This window comes from Taklimakanibacter deserti, from assembly GCA_003574785.1.
Map to the genome: position 1 here is coordinate 57463 of QORU01000013.1, position 13304 is coordinate 70766.

Here is a 13304-nt window from a genome sequence, read left to right on the forward strand (position 1 = left end):
GTTCAGGAGAAGACATCATGCAGAACATCATCGGCATCGACATCGGCGGCACCTTCACCGATTTCGTGTCTTATGACCCGAAGACCGGCGAGATCCACAATTGGAAGAACCTGACGACGCCGGCCGAGCCGATCGATGGCGTGCTCGAAGGCCTCGAGCGTGTCGAGGACGTGAAGAAGCTCGACAAGCTGCGGCTCGGCACGACGATCGCCACCAATGCGCTCCTGACCCGGCGCGGCGCCAAGGTCGCCTATGTGACCACCAAGGGCTTTCGCGACGTGCCCTTCATCCAGCGCGGCGACCGCCGCAGCCACTATGACATCACCTGGATCAAGACCAAGCCCTTGATGAAGCGGCGCGACTGCCACGAGGTCTCCGAGCGCCTCTCGGCCAGGGGCGAGGTCGTCGAGGCGCTGGACGAGAAGGCGGTGCGCGACTTGGCCTTGAAGATCAAGAAGGAAGGCGACATCGAGGCGGTCGCCATCTGCACGCTCTTCTCCTACATCGATCCGACGCATGAGATGCGGGTGCGCGATATCTTCGCCGAGGTCATGCCCTCGATGCCGATCTCGATTTCCTATGACGTGCTGCCCAAATGGAAGGAATATGACCGTTCCTCGACGACGATTGCCGATGCCTATCTGAAGCCGGTCGTCTCCGACAATTTCCGCCGCATGCAGAAGCGCCTCGATGCCATCGGCATCGGCGGCAGGGTCGGCGTCATCAAGTCGAATGGCGGCGAGGCGACGCTCGCCGGCGCCGCCGCTTCACCGGTGCAGATGACGCTGTCGGGACCGACGGGTGCGGTCGTCGCGACAAGGGCGCTTTCCCGCCTCACCGGCATCAACAACATCGTCACCTTCGATATGGGCGGCACGTCGACCGACTGCTCGACCGTCGTCGACGGCATGGAGCATGTCACCACCAGCTTCGAGATCGAATGGGGCGTTCCGATCCAGGTGCCGATGATCGACATCCACACGATTGGCGCCGGCGGCGGATCGATCGCCTGGATCGACAAGGGCGGCATGCTGAGGGTAGGTCCGCAATCGGCGGGCGCCGATCCGGGCCCCGCCTGCTATGGTCGCGGCGGCGAGAATGCCACGGTGACCGACGCCAATGTCGTCCTCGGCCGCATCAATCCGGACTACTTTCTCGGCGGCAAGATGAAGCTCGACGCCGACGCGGCGCATCGCGCGGTCGAGAAGGTCGCCAAGGCGCTCAATCTGGCGCCCGATGCCGCGGCCTATGCCATGGTGCAGATCGCCAATAACAACATGCTGGGCGCGCTTCGGGCGGTCTTGCTGCAGCGCGGCCTCGATCCGCGCGACTTCACGCTTCTGGCCTCGGGGGGAGCAGGCCCCGTCCATGTCTGCGATCTCATGCATATCGCCGGCATCCCCAAGGGCCTCATCCCCAACTATCCGGGCCAATTCTCGGCTTTCGGCTTCATCATGACCGATGCCCGCGTCGACCGGCACCGCACCGTGCAGCAGATCTCGAAATATTTCGATCCCGTTCGCGCCACCGCGGCCATGACCGAGCTCGCCGACAATGCCGTCAATGAGCTGACCCAATATGGCTATACCCAGGGCATCGAGGTCTACCGCTCGATCGAGGCGCGCTATCTGGGCCAGAATCACGAGCTCGAGCTGACCTTCCCGGGCAATGAGTTCAACGAGAAGACGGTCGCCGATCTGTGGGACCGCTTCCATCAGGAACATGAAGCCCGCTTCGGTTTCTCGATTCCCGGCGAGACCATCGAGACCGTCAATCTCAAGGTCGTGGCCATATCGGTGTCGGAGAAGCCCTCGATGAAGACGCTGGCGAAGGGCACCGGCAAGGCCGAGGCGCGCGGTAAACGCCGCGTGCGCTACGAGGAGGGCTGGCACGACGTGCCGGTCTTCAACCGCGAGGATCTCAAGGACGGCGACAAGATCGCAGGTCCCGCCGTCATCGAGGAAAACGCCTCGGTCACCATCCTTCGCCCCGAACAGAACCTGGTTGTCGATCGCTTCGGCAATCTCCTCATCGCCTCATAAGGAGACCGATCATGGATCTTGTCACCATGAACATCCTGGAATCGACGATGGTGTCCATCTGCCGCGAGATGGGCATCGTGCTGATGAAGACGTCCTATTCCACCATCTTCAACGAAGCGCTCGACTTCACCTGCGGTCTGGCCGACCTCGACGGCGACATGATCGCCGTCGCCGATTACTGCCCGGCGCAGATCGGCGGCATGCCGCTTCTGGTGCGCTCCTGCCTCAAAGAGATCCCGCTTTCGGAGATCGAGGAGGGCGACGTCATCCTCCACAACGATCCCTATCGCGGCGGCCTGCACACGCCCGAGCACACGTTCTTCAAGCCGATCTTCGTCGAGGGCGAGCTCATGGGCTTCGCCGTGGCCATTGGCCATATCGCCGAGGTCGGCGGCATGGCGCCCGGCGGCTTCTGCGGTGAGGCGACGGAGATCTTCCAGGAAGGCCTCCGCATCCCGCCGGTCAAGATCAAGAAGCGCGGCAAGGACGTCATCGAGGTGTGGAAGCTGCTCCTCGCCAATGTGCGTACGCCGCGCGTGAATTATGGCGATCTGCGCGCCCTCATCGCCGCCGTCGATCTGGGCGAGAAGCAGATGACCCAGGTGTTCAAGAAATACGGCAAGCAGAAGGTCAAGGAGACGGTGCGCGATCTCTTGCTCTATTCGGAGCGGCGCATGCGGGCCGAGCTCGAAGCGTTGCCCGATGGCCGCTTCTCCTTCATCGATCACATCGAAAGCGACGGCATCGAGGAGGACCGCAAGCATACGATCGAGGTCGAGGTCACCAAGAAGGGCGGCGACATCATCGTCGACTATACCGGCTCATCGCCCCAGGCCGCGGGCCCGATCAATGCGACGCTCGGTGTGGCGACGTCGGCCGCCTACAACGCCGTGCTGCACATGACGGACCCCTCGATCCCGCGCAATTCCGGCTGCTTCCGGCCGATCCGCATCGTCGCACCCCCCGGCACCATCGTGAATGTGGACTTCCCGGCGCCCGAGGTCGGCGGCAATACCGAGACCCATCCGCGCATCGTCGGCGCCATCATGGGCGCCATGTCGAAGGCGGTGCCCAACCGCACCATGGCAGCGGAAGGCGCCACCCATTGCAACTTCGTCTTCGGCGGCGTCGATGCCGAGACCGGCGAGTTCTTCGCCTGCTACGATCTCGAAGCCGTGGGCTGGGGCGGGCGCGCCTTTGCCGATGGCAATGACGCGGTCGATTCGATCAACGGCAATTGCCGCATCACGCCGGTCGAGGTCTATGAGACGCGCTTCCCCTGGCGCATCGAGAGCCTCGCCTTCAACCCGGATTCGGGCGGCGCCGGCGAATATCGCGGCGGCGTCGGCTACACCAAGCAGATGCTGTGCCTCAACAAGGAGATCATCTGCTCGCAGATGACTGACCGCCATCTGATCGCACCCTGGGGGCTCAATGGCGGCGGCGAAGGCGGCACCGGCGCCACGCTGGTGCAGAAGGCGGGCGAGAGCAAGTGGAAGACCATGCGCGAGGCCTACGGCAAGAAGTCGACCAGCCGCTATTCCAACGTGTCGATCCGCAAGGGCGACCGGGTGCGGCTGGTGACGCCGGGCGGCGGCGGCTATGGCGATCCCAAGAAGCGGCCGAAGGATCACGTGCGCGACGATCTCACCGAAGGCTACATCACGGGCGACTTCGCCAAGCGCAACTATTCCTTTGAGGAGTCGAAGTCATGAAGTTCTCCCAGAACGGGCTCTATATCGAGAGCTATACGAAATGCACCAATTGCGGCGTGCTGATCTATGAGCAGGCTGGCGAGGCCAAGCGCGGCCCGGACAATGGGGTCTATTGCTCGTCCTGGTGCATCGACTGGAAGAAGGACCGCGACGAGCGTCGTGCCAGAGCAAATCCCGCTAAAGTCTCCCGACTTTAGCGATAAGGATTTGCTCCAGCATTTAATGGGCGCGAATCCTTTTCGGCGAAGTGAAACCACTTCGCCGGGATGCGCGCTAAGGCCAAAGCGTAAGGAAGATACCCTTGAGATCGAACGCATCACTGGCTGAGCGCCGCAGCGCCGCCATTCCCGCCGGGCTGGCAAAGCACTCCGACATCTATATCGAGCGCGCCGAGAATGCCGAGCTCTGGGATGTCGAAGGCCGCCGCTATGTGGATTTCGCCGCCGGCATTGCCGTCACCAATACCGGCCATCGCCATCCGGCGGTGGTCGAAAGGGTCAAGCGGCAGCTCGACCAGTTCACCCATACGTCGTTCCAGACGACGCCTTATGAGGACTATGTGTCCTTGTGCGAAAGGCTCAATGCGCTGGTGCCGGGCGATGTGCCCAAGAAGACCTTCCTGGTGACGACGGGGGCGGAGGCGATCGAGAATGCCGCGAAGATCGCGCGCGCGGTCACCGGGCGCTCGGCGCTGATCGCCTTTTCCGGCGCCTTTCACGGGCGCACCTTGCTGGCGATGACCCTCACCGGCAAGACGGTCCCCTACAAGGCCGGCTTCGGTCCCCTGGTGGGCGACATCTATCACGTGCCGTTCCCGATCGCGTTCCATGGCGTGAGCGTGGCGGACTCGCTCGAAGCGCTGCAGCAGGTGTTCCGCGTCCAGGCCGATCCCTCGCGCGTCGGCGCGATCTTCATCGAGCCGGTGCAGGGCGAGGGTGGCTTCTATCCGGCACCTGTGCCCTTCCTCAAGGCCTTGCGCCGCATTTGCGATGAGCATGGCATCCTGCTCATCGCCGATGAGATCCAGACCGGCTTCGGCCGGACGGGCAAGATGTTCGCGATGGAGCATTCAGGCGTCAACGCCGATATCGTCACCATGGCGAAGGGCTTGGGCGGCGGTTTCCCCATTGCCGCGATCACCGGCCGTGCCGATCTCATGGACAAGATCCCGGCGGGCGGCGTTGGGTCGACCTTCGCCGGCAATCCGCTGGCCTGTGCTGCGGCCCATGCCGTCCTCGATGTCATCGAGAAAGAGAAGCTGGTCGAGCGTGCGCAGGAGATCGGCAAGCGGATCAAGGCGCGGCTTGAGCCCTGGGCCAATGGCAATGAGTTTCCGACCATTGGCGAGGTGCGCGGCCTCGGCGCCATGGTGGCGATCGAGTTCGTGACCGACCGTGCCACAAGGGCCCCGGCCGCCGATCTTGCCAAGGCGGTGACCAAGATCGCCCTGGATTCGGGATTGCTGGTGCTCAATTGCGGCATCAGGGGCAATGGCGTGCGCCTCCTGCCGCCGCTCACCATTCCCTTCGACCTGCTGGATGAAGGGCTCGACCGTCTGGAAGCAGCAATTCGCCAGGCGCAAGGCGAGGCCCGATAGGAGAGGACATGGCCGATCGTCCGGTCGTTCTGGTGGCAGGCGCCTCGCGCGGGCTGGGCCTCGAGCTCGCCCGCCAGTTCGCCGAACGCGACTGGCAGGTGATCGCGACCGTCCGCAATCTCGATGGCGCGCCAGATCTGGCTCGCCTCCAGACGGAAAGGCCGGATCGCATCGCGATCAATCGCCTCGATATCGCCGATCAGAGCAGTGTCGCGGCCTTCAAGGCCGAGATCGGCGATCGGCGCCTGGACGTCCTTTATATCAACGCCGGAATCATGGGACCGCGGCATCACGACCCGATGCGGATCAGCGATGATGAATTCCAGTCCCTGATGCTGACCAATGCCTTGGCGCCGGTCCGCTTCGCCACGACGTTCCTCGGCAATCTGCGCGAGGGTACCGGCGTCTTCGTCTTCATGACCTCGCAGCTCGGCAGCGTGGCGCGCAATGAGGGCGGCGATTACGACCTCTACCGGGCCAGCAAGGCGGCGCTTAACACCCTGACCCGCAGCTTCGTGGCGAGGCTCGGCGCCAGGAAGCTCGCCGTCCTCTCGTTCCATCCCGGCTGGGTGAAGACCGATATGGGCGGCGCGAAGGCGCCGCTCGATGCCGAGACGAGCGTCGCCGGCATGATCGGCATCGTGGAAGGAGCGCGCGGCACCAGCGGCCACCGCTTCCTCGATTATCAGGGCAATGTCATTCCTTGGTGATCAGAGCCGGAACGCCTCGCGCACGGCGCCGCTGATGCCGTCAACAAATTCGTCGAACAACAGCTTGCCTTTTTCCGGCGAAGCACCCTTGGCGGTCGCGAGGATTCCCGTCTGCGTGCCTTGCGCCGGATCGACCGGGAAGAGATCGTAGGGCGGGTAGATGACCGGTTTCTGGTTGGGCACCCGGTCCATATGGATGAGATCGGGCCTGAGATGGAGCAGGACCGATGTGGTCATCACGCCCGCATGTTCGAGCGGCCAGCCGGGAAAACCGTCCGGGAACACCTTCGCGAGCGTCGCCTCCGAGATGAACTCGAAATAGCGCACCTTCATCACCTTGAGGTCGCCGATGCCCCAGGAGTTGAGATCCTTCAGAGCGAGGTCGATCCCTTCGATGAGGAACATCTCGTTCTCATAATGCGAATCGAGAATGAGGATGCGGCGCGCGCCATGGCGGGCGAATTCGCAGATGATGTCGCGGGTGAGCCGGACCAGCGTGTCGCCGTCGAGGCTGGTGGTGCCGGGAAAATGGTTGCCGCCGCCGGTGCGCGGCATCGATTTATAGCCATAGGCGATGGCGGGCGCGACCAGGCCGCCGATCTTTCCGGCAATGGCCTTGCCGATCTCGGTCGGGATGATCGTGTCGCTCGCCAGCGGCGAATGCGGCCCGTGCTGCTCGAGCGAGCCCACGGGCAGGATGATGACCGGATTGTCACGCTTCAGCTTCGCGTCATAGCTCGTCCAGCTGAGCTCGGAAATGAGAACGCCGCCGCTCACAGCGCGAACTCCTTCTTCAGCGCCTCGGCGATGGTCTCGACATATTCATCGAACATGTATTTGCCCTTCTCGGCGGTTGCCGTCTGGCCCGAGGACAGGGCGCCCGAAGCAGGGATGCGATGCGGCTCGACGGGATGGATGTCATAGGGCGGGAAATCGGCCGGCGGATGCTTCGGCACCTGGCCGAAATCGACGAGGTTCTTGCGCAGATAGAGCATGACCGACGTCTCCATGACGCCCGCATGCTCGAGATTCCAGCTCGGGAAGCCGTCGGGGAAGACCTTGCGCATGGTGGGCTCGGTCATGAATTCCCAATAGCCCATATGGATGATCTTCATGTCCGTGACGCCTTGCGCCTTGAGGTCGCGCAAAGCGAGGTCGCAGGCCTCCGTGGTGAACATGAGATTCTCGGTATGGCCGACGACGATGGCGATCTTGCGCACGCCGTGGCGGGCGAATTCGCGGATGATGTCGCGCGTCATCAGCACCAGCGTGTTGCCGTCGAGGCTGGTGGTGCCGGGGAAATGATTGCCGCCGCCCGAGCGCGGCTGCGACTTGTAGCCATATTCGAGAGGCGGCGCCACCAGCGCGCCGATCCGCTTCGCCACCCCTTCGCAGACGGCCAAGGGAATGACGGTATCGCAATTGAGCGGCAGATGCGGCCCATGCTGCTCGAGCGCGCCGACCGGCAGGAGCACCGGCGTGCGTCCGTGGGCCAAACGCTTGTCATAGTCCGTCCAGGGCAGTTCAGAGATCAGTACGGTCTCGCTCATCATGGCTCCAGATTCATTTGTTTTTCAGGATGACGGTATGCTCGGGTTTCCAGCGCAAGGTGAGGCGCTTACCGCGCACCGCGCCCAGAGGTTCGAGCGCATGCTGTTGCAACTGGGCGCGGAAGCTTTTGTCCTCGCCGATATCGACATGGAGCGTCACGAAGGCGCCGACGAATTCCTCGCTGATGACCGTGCCGGCGAGCGCGTTCTCGCCTTCGGCCTTGCCGTCGCTGACGGTGACCCGGTCGGCGCTGACGACGACGGCGACCGGGTCGCCGGCCTGACAAGCTTGATCCGCCTTGGCCTGCAGCGTTCCGAAAGGCGTATCGACGGCCGCCAGGCCCTTCGCCAGCGAGACGATCCGCCCGCTCAATATGTTGTTGGCGCCGACGAATTCGGCGACGAAGCGGTTGGCGGGTGCGCGATAGACCTCGCGCGGCGGCCCCACTTGCTGCAGCCGGCCCTCGGCCATGATCGCGACCCGGTCAGCCATGGCGAAGGCTTCCGACTGGCTGTGGGTCACATAGCAGAAGGTGATGCCGAGCTGCTGCTGCAATTGCTTGAGCTCCGCCTGCATCCTGATGACGAGATGGGCGTCGAGCGCCGACAGCGGCTCGTCGAGCAGCAGTATCTCGGGCTCGGTGACGAGTGCCCGGGCAAGGGCGACGCGCTGCCGTTCGCCGCCCGAGAGCTGGTCGATCTTGCGGTCGCGATATTTGGCGATGCCGAGCCTCTCGAGCCAGGACATGGCACGCCTGGTGCGCTCGGGGCCTACGACATCGCGCATCTTGAGACCGAATTCGACATTCTTGAGGACGCTCATGAAGGGAAAGAGCGCCAGGCTCTGCCAGACGAGCGGCGTGTCGCGCTCCCAGGGCTTGACCTCGTTCATGCGCCGCCCGCGCAAGCGGATCTCGCCTTCGCTCGGCGTCTCGAGGCCGGCGATCATGCGCAAGGTGGTGGTCTTGCCGCAGCCGGACGGACCCATCAGGGCGATGAACTCGCCCGCGGCGATATCGAGATCGAGCCGGTGCACGGCGGTGTGATCGTCATAACGCTTGACGATGCCGTCGAGCACGAGAAGCGGTTCAGGCACTTACGACCCCTTTGCTTTGCCGGAGCCCGGCGCCCGCACCAGGAAGACGATCTGGGCGAGCATCACGAGCGTCATGGAGATGATGAAAACCAGGCTGCCGATGGCATTGACCTTCGGGCTCACTTCGCGCTGCAGCAGCATCAGGATGCGCACCGGCAGCGTCTCGTTGAAGCCGGAGACGAACCAGGCGATGGCATATTCATCGAAGGATACCGCCATGGTGAGGAAGAGCGCCGAGAGGATGGCGGGGAGCGTGAAGGGAATGATGACGTCGCTGAGCGCCCGCCACTGGCTGGCGCCGAGATTCCAGGCGGCCGCTTCCATGTCCTTGTTCATCTGCGACAGCCGCAGGCGGATGAGCGCCATGGCGAAGGGGATGGAATAGACGACATGGGCGATGACGATGGAATGCAGCCCGCCCGAAAGATCGACGCGCGCCTGGAAGACCAGCATCGCGAGCCCCAGGATGATGACCGGTATGGTCGGCGGCACGAAGGCGAGCGCCAGATAGGCCTTCTTGCCGAAGAACTCGTAACGGTAGTCGGTATAGGCGGCGGTGAAGCCGATGAGGGTGGCGAGGACCGAGCTTGCCACGGCGACGATCACCGTATTGCGGAAGCCCTTGGCGACGTCGGGATCGGCGAAGGCTTCCGTGTACCATTGCGTGCTGAAGCCGCCCCAGGGAATGGCCGCGAATTTGTTGGCATCGAACGAGAAGACGAAACTCGTGAGGATCGGCGCGAAGACAAGAAGCAGCGCCATAAAGATATAGGCTTTGAGGGCAACGGAAATAGCACGATCGAGCTTCATCGGCGCCGCCTCTCGGCGCCATAGGCGAAGTTCATGGCGAGGAAGGCGACGATGAGGAGGGTGCCCACCATGGTGAGGGCCACCACCGCGGCGCGTGGCCATTGCGATCCCGATTTCACCGCATCGACCATGAGCACGCTCAATGTCGGCGGCTTGTTGTTGCCGAGGAAGCTCGGGCTCACGAAGTCGCCGAAGGACAGGATGAAGGCGAAGGTGGCGGCAAGGACGAGCCCGGTCCGGGCACTTGGGATGATGACTTGAAAGACCGTGCGTATCCGCCCGCAGTGCAGATTATGCGCCGCCTCGATGAGCCTTCGGTCGACATTCGCCAGGCTGAAATACTGCAGGAGGATCACGATCGGCAGGATGAGGGTGAGATAGCCCACCATCACCGCGAAGAGATTGCTGGTCATGGGCCAGGGGCCGAGGCCGATCCAACCCAGAGCGCTGTTGATGACGCCCTGTTCGGTGAGGAGGATCTTCCAGGAATTGGCGCGCACCAGGTAGCTGGTGAAATAGGGCATGATCAGGCTGGCGACGACCAGCCGGCGCATCAGGGCAGAGGTCTTGAAGGCCAAGCCATAGGCGCAAGGGAAGGCGATCAGGCTCGAAACCGCCGCCGCCAGGGCGGCATAGAGAAAGGTGCGCAGATAGGTGGCGCGGAAATAGCCGGCGGAATAGATCTTGATCCAGTTGTCGGAGGTGAAGTCGGGCGTGACGCGGAAATTCTGCACCGACCAGAAGCTCATGACCACCAGGAACAGGAGGGCGGCGACGAAGAACAGGATCTGCCAGACCGGCATGGGCAGGGCCAGGATCCAGGCGAAGGGCAGGGATCGCCCTCGGCGGGCCGCCGGATTCCTTGGTGAATGGGATATGGGTCCTGCCATGGTCGGATCAATTATATCAGCCGCAAAGGCGTCCGCTCGCGCCGGCACTCCGGCGCGAGCGGTACGCCACCCCTGCCTCGACTACATGTTCTTGAATTCGGTCCAGGCTTCGTTCCAGGCCTCGATCGGCTGCTGCTTCGGGACGTCGCGGACGAAGATCTTGCCCTCTTTCAGCTCGTCCATGACATTGCGCTTGTCGAGCTGGTGCTCGAGCTTTTCGGCCGCTTCCGGATTCTTCTCGTTGAGCAGCTTCCAGCCGGCCTTGTTGGGGATCGATGCCCAATAGGCCGATTTCGTCGCTTCCTTCACCTGGCCCTCGGGCGAGGTCATGTATTGAATGAGCTTCTTCGCCAAATCCTTCTTCTGCGAATTGGCGGAGATGGTGAGCAATTCCGTCCATTGCAGGCCGCCTTCCTTCGGCACCACGGCCTTGATCGGCACGCCGCCTTTCTCGAGAAGCAGAGCGGCCCAGGCGCCGACGCCCGGCATCACCCAGGATTCCTCATTGGTGAGCTGCGAGAAGACCGATGACCACACGCCAATCCCCGACATTTGCGGCGCCAGCCCATAGAGTTTCTTCTTGAGCGCTTCGAATTTCGCTTCATCGATGTCATGCGGCGGCCGGTTGCCTTCACCGAGGCTGAGGCACATCATGTTCGGCAGATACCAGTCATACATGCCGACCTTGCCCTTGACCTTCTCGGTCGAGAGAATGGCGTAGGAGTCGACCTCTTCGCGCGTGAGCCGCTTGGTATTGTAGACGAGGCCCAGGAAGCCATAATCGACGATGATCGCGTAGAGCTTGTCGCCGACATATTGTGCCGGGAATTTCTGGAACTCCGGCCAGTAATCGTTGAGCGGGTAATCGGCCGGGTTCAGTTCGTCGATGAGGCCCGCCTGCTGCAGCTGGCTCGTATATTCGGCATCGCTGAGGATGACGTCGAACGTGCCGGGCGGCGACGACTGCAGCAGCGCCACCATCTCTTCGCCGCTGGTATATTCCTTGGCCTGCACCTTAACGCCATTGGCCTTCTCGAAATCGCCGACCACGTCCTGGGCGCCATGTCCCGGCCAGCTCAGAAGGCTCACGACCTTGTCGTCCGCGGCCCATGCCGGCTGGCCGATCGCGGCGGCGCCCGCCACGGCGGCACTGCCCGTAAGAAGGCTGCGGCGGGTGATCAGTCCCCGGCCATTGTAACTATGGATCATCGTCCTCTCCTTTGTTCCCACCCTAAGTTCCGATCTCGACTTTTCTCATTGTCGCGACGAGAGACTTTCACACTTGCTGGCTTTTAAAAATATCCATGTAGCATAGATAACTTTGATCTTTCGAAGCTATCGCTATCGGCGTGACGTATGTGAATTCTCACAATACCGTTTAAATACAACATGATATCGTACATATTATGGATCTTTTGATTATCATCGTGCTCCTTGATATGTTGAGAAATCGAGATGTAATCTTATTCAAATTGAGAAATCAGCATGTTCAACTTCGCTGAGAAGGACCTGCGCCTACTCAAGGTCTTCACCGCCGTGGTGGAGAATGGCGGCTTTACCGCCGCCCAGGCCGAAATGAACATCGGCGCCTCGACCATCAGCAATCACATGACCGAGCTCGAGCACCGCCTGGGCGCAAAACTGTGCCAGCGTGGCCGCGTCGGTTTCCAGCTCACCGACAAGGGTGCCGTGGTCTATGAAGCGGCGAAGCGCATCTTTGCCTCGATCGGCGACTTTACCGGCGAGGTGGCGAGCCTGCGCGGGCAATTGACCGGCTCGCTCAATCTGGGGCTGCTCGATTCCGCCATCACCAATCCGCTCTCGCCCGTGCATGATGCGATCTGGCGCTTCAATCAGCGCGACAATGATGCCCGCGTCACGGTCAGGGTCGAGGAACTGCATGTCATGGAGAAGCTCTTGCTCGACGGCCAGCTCAATGTCGTCGTCGGCTGCTTCCCGCGCAAGATCAGCGGATTGACCTATGAGTATGTCTATTCGGAGAAGCAGGAGCTTTATTGCGGGCGGCGCCATCCGCTCTATGAGATGGACCCGCAATCGATCAATGTGCAGGATCTGTCGCATTATCGCGTCGTCTCGCGCAGCATGTGGATGCAGACCGAATTGCCGCGGGTGATGGTCGAGACGGCATCGGCGACGGTGAACGACGTGCTCGCCAAATCCTTCCTGATCCGCACCGGGTCCTATATCGGCTTTCTCCCCAAGCATTTCGGCGATGCCTGGGTGACGACGGGTGAGCTCAAATCGGTGTTGCCGCAAGTGCTGGGCTGGAGTGCTGCTTATTATATCGCGACCCGCAAGGGCCATTCGCCCTCGCTTCTGATGGATACCTTTCTCAAGGATTTCTGGGCCGCGCTCGAAGCGGCCACGATCGAGCAGGAAGTTTGATCGTAGAACTGTTCCAATCATTAAATTTCATCCATGCGGGCGTCTGCTTCTCGACTGAAACAGATTAGCCGAGTAGCGTGCTCGGGAATTTAGATTCCATAGAAAGGAAATCCGGAAATGCTGTGTCTTCACGGCGCGCCGAAGCGCGCGCTCATTTTCGTTTCTGCCGGCTTTTCGCTCCTCGCTTTCGCGAGCCTCGCAGTCGACGCCAAAGACCCCATGACCTATGAGATGACGCTCAAAGGGCAGGCCTTCACGCCCGCGGAGCTCAAAGTGCCGGCCGGTGAGCCCTTCATCATCAAGCTCAAGAACGAGAATGACGCGCCGGCCGAATTCGAATCGAGGGAGATGAAGTTCGAGAAGGTCGTCGCCGGCCATTCGGAGATCCTCACCAGGGTCAAGGCGCTGCCGGGCGGTGAGTTCGAATTCTATGACGAGTATCACGAGGATGAAGCGCGTGGAACAGTGGTCTCCGAGTAGGGATCACA

The 13304-nt window shown here is 62.1% G+C and carries 13 protein-coding genes; 7 read left to right on the forward strand and 6 right to left on the reverse strand.

Annotated elements, in window-relative coordinates:
* Window positions 1–17: 17 nt before the first annotated feature.
* From DS839_RS25575 to DS839_RS25595, 5 genes are all read left to right on the forward strand, one after another.
* A complete protein-coding gene (locus DS839_RS25575; protein ID WP_119273326.1) occupies window positions 18–2042 on the forward strand; it encodes a hydantoinase/oxoprolinase family protein in 2025 nt (674 codons plus the stop codon).
* Window positions 2043–2053: 11 nt separating this feature from the next.
* Window positions 2054–3757 carry a hydantoinase B/oxoprolinase family protein gene (locus DS839_RS25580; RefSeq protein WP_119273327.1) on the forward strand — a complete coding sequence of 568 codons (1704 nt, stop codon included), beginning with the start codon at window positions 2054–2056 and terminating at the stop codon, window positions 3755–3757.
* Window positions 3754–3954 (forward strand): hypothetical protein, encoded by a 201-nt coding sequence (locus DS839_RS25585; RefSeq protein WP_119273328.1) that lies wholly within the window; start codon window positions 3754–3756, stop codon window positions 3952–3954. Before DS839_RS25580 ends, DS839_RS25585 begins: the two co-directional genes overlap by 4 nt.
* A 104-nt stretch (window positions 3955–4058) precedes the next feature.
* Entirely contained in the window at window positions 4059–5354 is a 1296-nt protein-coding gene (gene gabT, locus DS839_RS25590) for a 4-aminobutyrate--2-oxoglutarate transaminase (protein WP_119273329.1), read from the forward strand.
* A gap of 8 nt (window positions 5355–5362) precedes the next feature.
* Window positions 5363–6064, forward strand: coding sequence for an SDR family oxidoreductase (locus tag DS839_RS25595; protein ID WP_119273330.1), 702 nt, complete (start codon window positions 5363–5365; stop codon window positions 6062–6064).
* Here the strand turns inward: DS839_RS25595 and DS839_RS25600 are convergent, their stop codons facing one another.
* From DS839_RS25600 to DS839_RS25625, 6 genes are all read right to left on the reverse strand, one after another.
* Window positions 6065–6841, reverse strand: a complete 777-nt coding sequence (locus DS839_RS25600) for a creatininase (protein ID WP_119273331.1) — start codon at window positions 6839–6841, stop codon at window positions 6065–6067.
* Window positions 6838–7614: a creatininase gene (locus tag DS839_RS25605; protein WP_119273476.1), complete on the reverse strand. Its 777-nt coding sequence runs from the start codon at window positions 7612–7614 to the stop codon at window positions 6838–6840. The genes DS839_RS25600 and DS839_RS25605 overlap by 4 nt, the downstream gene beginning before the upstream one ends.
* A gap of 13 nt (window positions 7615–7627) precedes the next feature.
* Window positions 7628–8710: an ABC transporter ATP-binding protein gene (locus DS839_RS25610; protein ID WP_119273332.1), complete on the reverse strand. Its 1083-nt coding sequence runs from the start codon at window positions 8708–8710 to the stop codon at window positions 7628–7630.
* Window positions 8711–9520, reverse strand: coding sequence for an ABC transporter permease (locus tag DS839_RS25615; RefSeq protein ID WP_119273333.1), 810 nt, complete (start codon window positions 9518–9520; stop codon window positions 8711–8713). It abuts the gene before it with no gap.
* Window positions 9517–10323 (reverse strand): ABC transporter permease, encoded by an 807-nt coding sequence (locus DS839_RS25620; protein ID WP_368911918.1) that lies wholly within the window; start codon window positions 10321–10323, stop codon window positions 9517–9519. The genes DS839_RS25615 and DS839_RS25620 overlap by 4 nt, the downstream gene beginning before the upstream one ends.
* Before the next feature lie 168 nt (window positions 10324–10491).
* A complete protein-coding gene (locus tag DS839_RS25625; RefSeq protein WP_119273335.1) occupies window positions 10492–11619 on the reverse strand; it encodes an ABC transporter substrate-binding protein in 1128 nt (375 codons plus the stop codon).
* A 276-nt stretch (window positions 11620–11895) separates the two neighbouring features.
* On the opposite strand from DS839_RS25625, the gene DS839_RS25630 reads away from it, so the two are divergent.
* Together DS839_RS25630 and DS839_RS25635 are read left to right on the forward strand one after the other, a co-directional pair.
* A complete protein-coding gene (locus tag DS839_RS25630; protein ID WP_119273336.1) occupies window positions 11896–12816 on the forward strand; it encodes a LysR family transcriptional regulator in 921 nt (306 codons plus the stop codon).
* 117 nt (window positions 12817–12933) lie between these two features.
* The gene (locus tag DS839_RS25635) at window positions 12934–13296 is read left to right on the forward strand and encodes a cupredoxin domain-containing protein (protein WP_119273337.1); all 363 of its coding nucleotides are present in this window, start codon (window positions 12934–12936) and stop codon (window positions 13294–13296) included.
* Window positions 13297–13304 lie beyond the last annotated feature (8 nt).

Coding starts and splice junctions, on each gene's coding strand:
- DS839_RS25575 (WP_119273326.1), top strand. CDS start 18: ATGCAGAACATCATCGGCATCGACATCGGCGGCACCTTCACCGATTTC.
- DS839_RS25580 (WP_119273327.1), top strand. CDS start 2,054: ATGGATCTTGTCACCATGAACATCCTGGAATCGACGATGGTGTCCATC.
- DS839_RS25585 (WP_119273328.1), top strand. CDS start 3,754: ATGAAGTTCTCCCAGAACGGGCTCTATATCGAGAGCTATACGAAATGC.
- DS839_RS25595 (WP_119273330.1), top strand. CDS start 5,363: ATGGCCGATCGTCCGGTCGTTCTGGTGGCAGGCGCCTCGCGCGGGCTG.
- DS839_RS25605 (WP_119273476.1), bottom strand. CDS start 7,614: ATGAGCGAGACCGTACTGATCTCTGAACTGCCCTGGACGGACTATGAC.
- DS839_RS25615 (WP_119273333.1), bottom strand. CDS start 9,520: ATGAAGCTCGATCGTGCTATTTCCGTTGCCCTCAAAGCCTATATCTTT.
- DS839_RS25620 (WP_368911918.1), bottom strand. CDS start 10,323: ATGCCGGTCTGGCAGATCCTGTTCTTCGTCGCCGCCCTCCTGTTCCTG.
- DS839_RS25625 (WP_119273335.1), bottom strand. CDS start 11,619: ATGATCCATAGTTACAATGGCCGGGGACTGATCACCCGCCGCAGCCTT.
- DS839_RS25630 (WP_119273336.1), top strand. CDS start 11,896: ATGTTCAACTTCGCTGAGAAGGACCTGCGCCTACTCAAGGTCTTCACC.
- DS839_RS25635 (WP_119273337.1), top strand. CDS start 12,934: ATGCTGTGTCTTCACGGCGCGCCGAAGCGCGCGCTCATTTTCGTTTCT.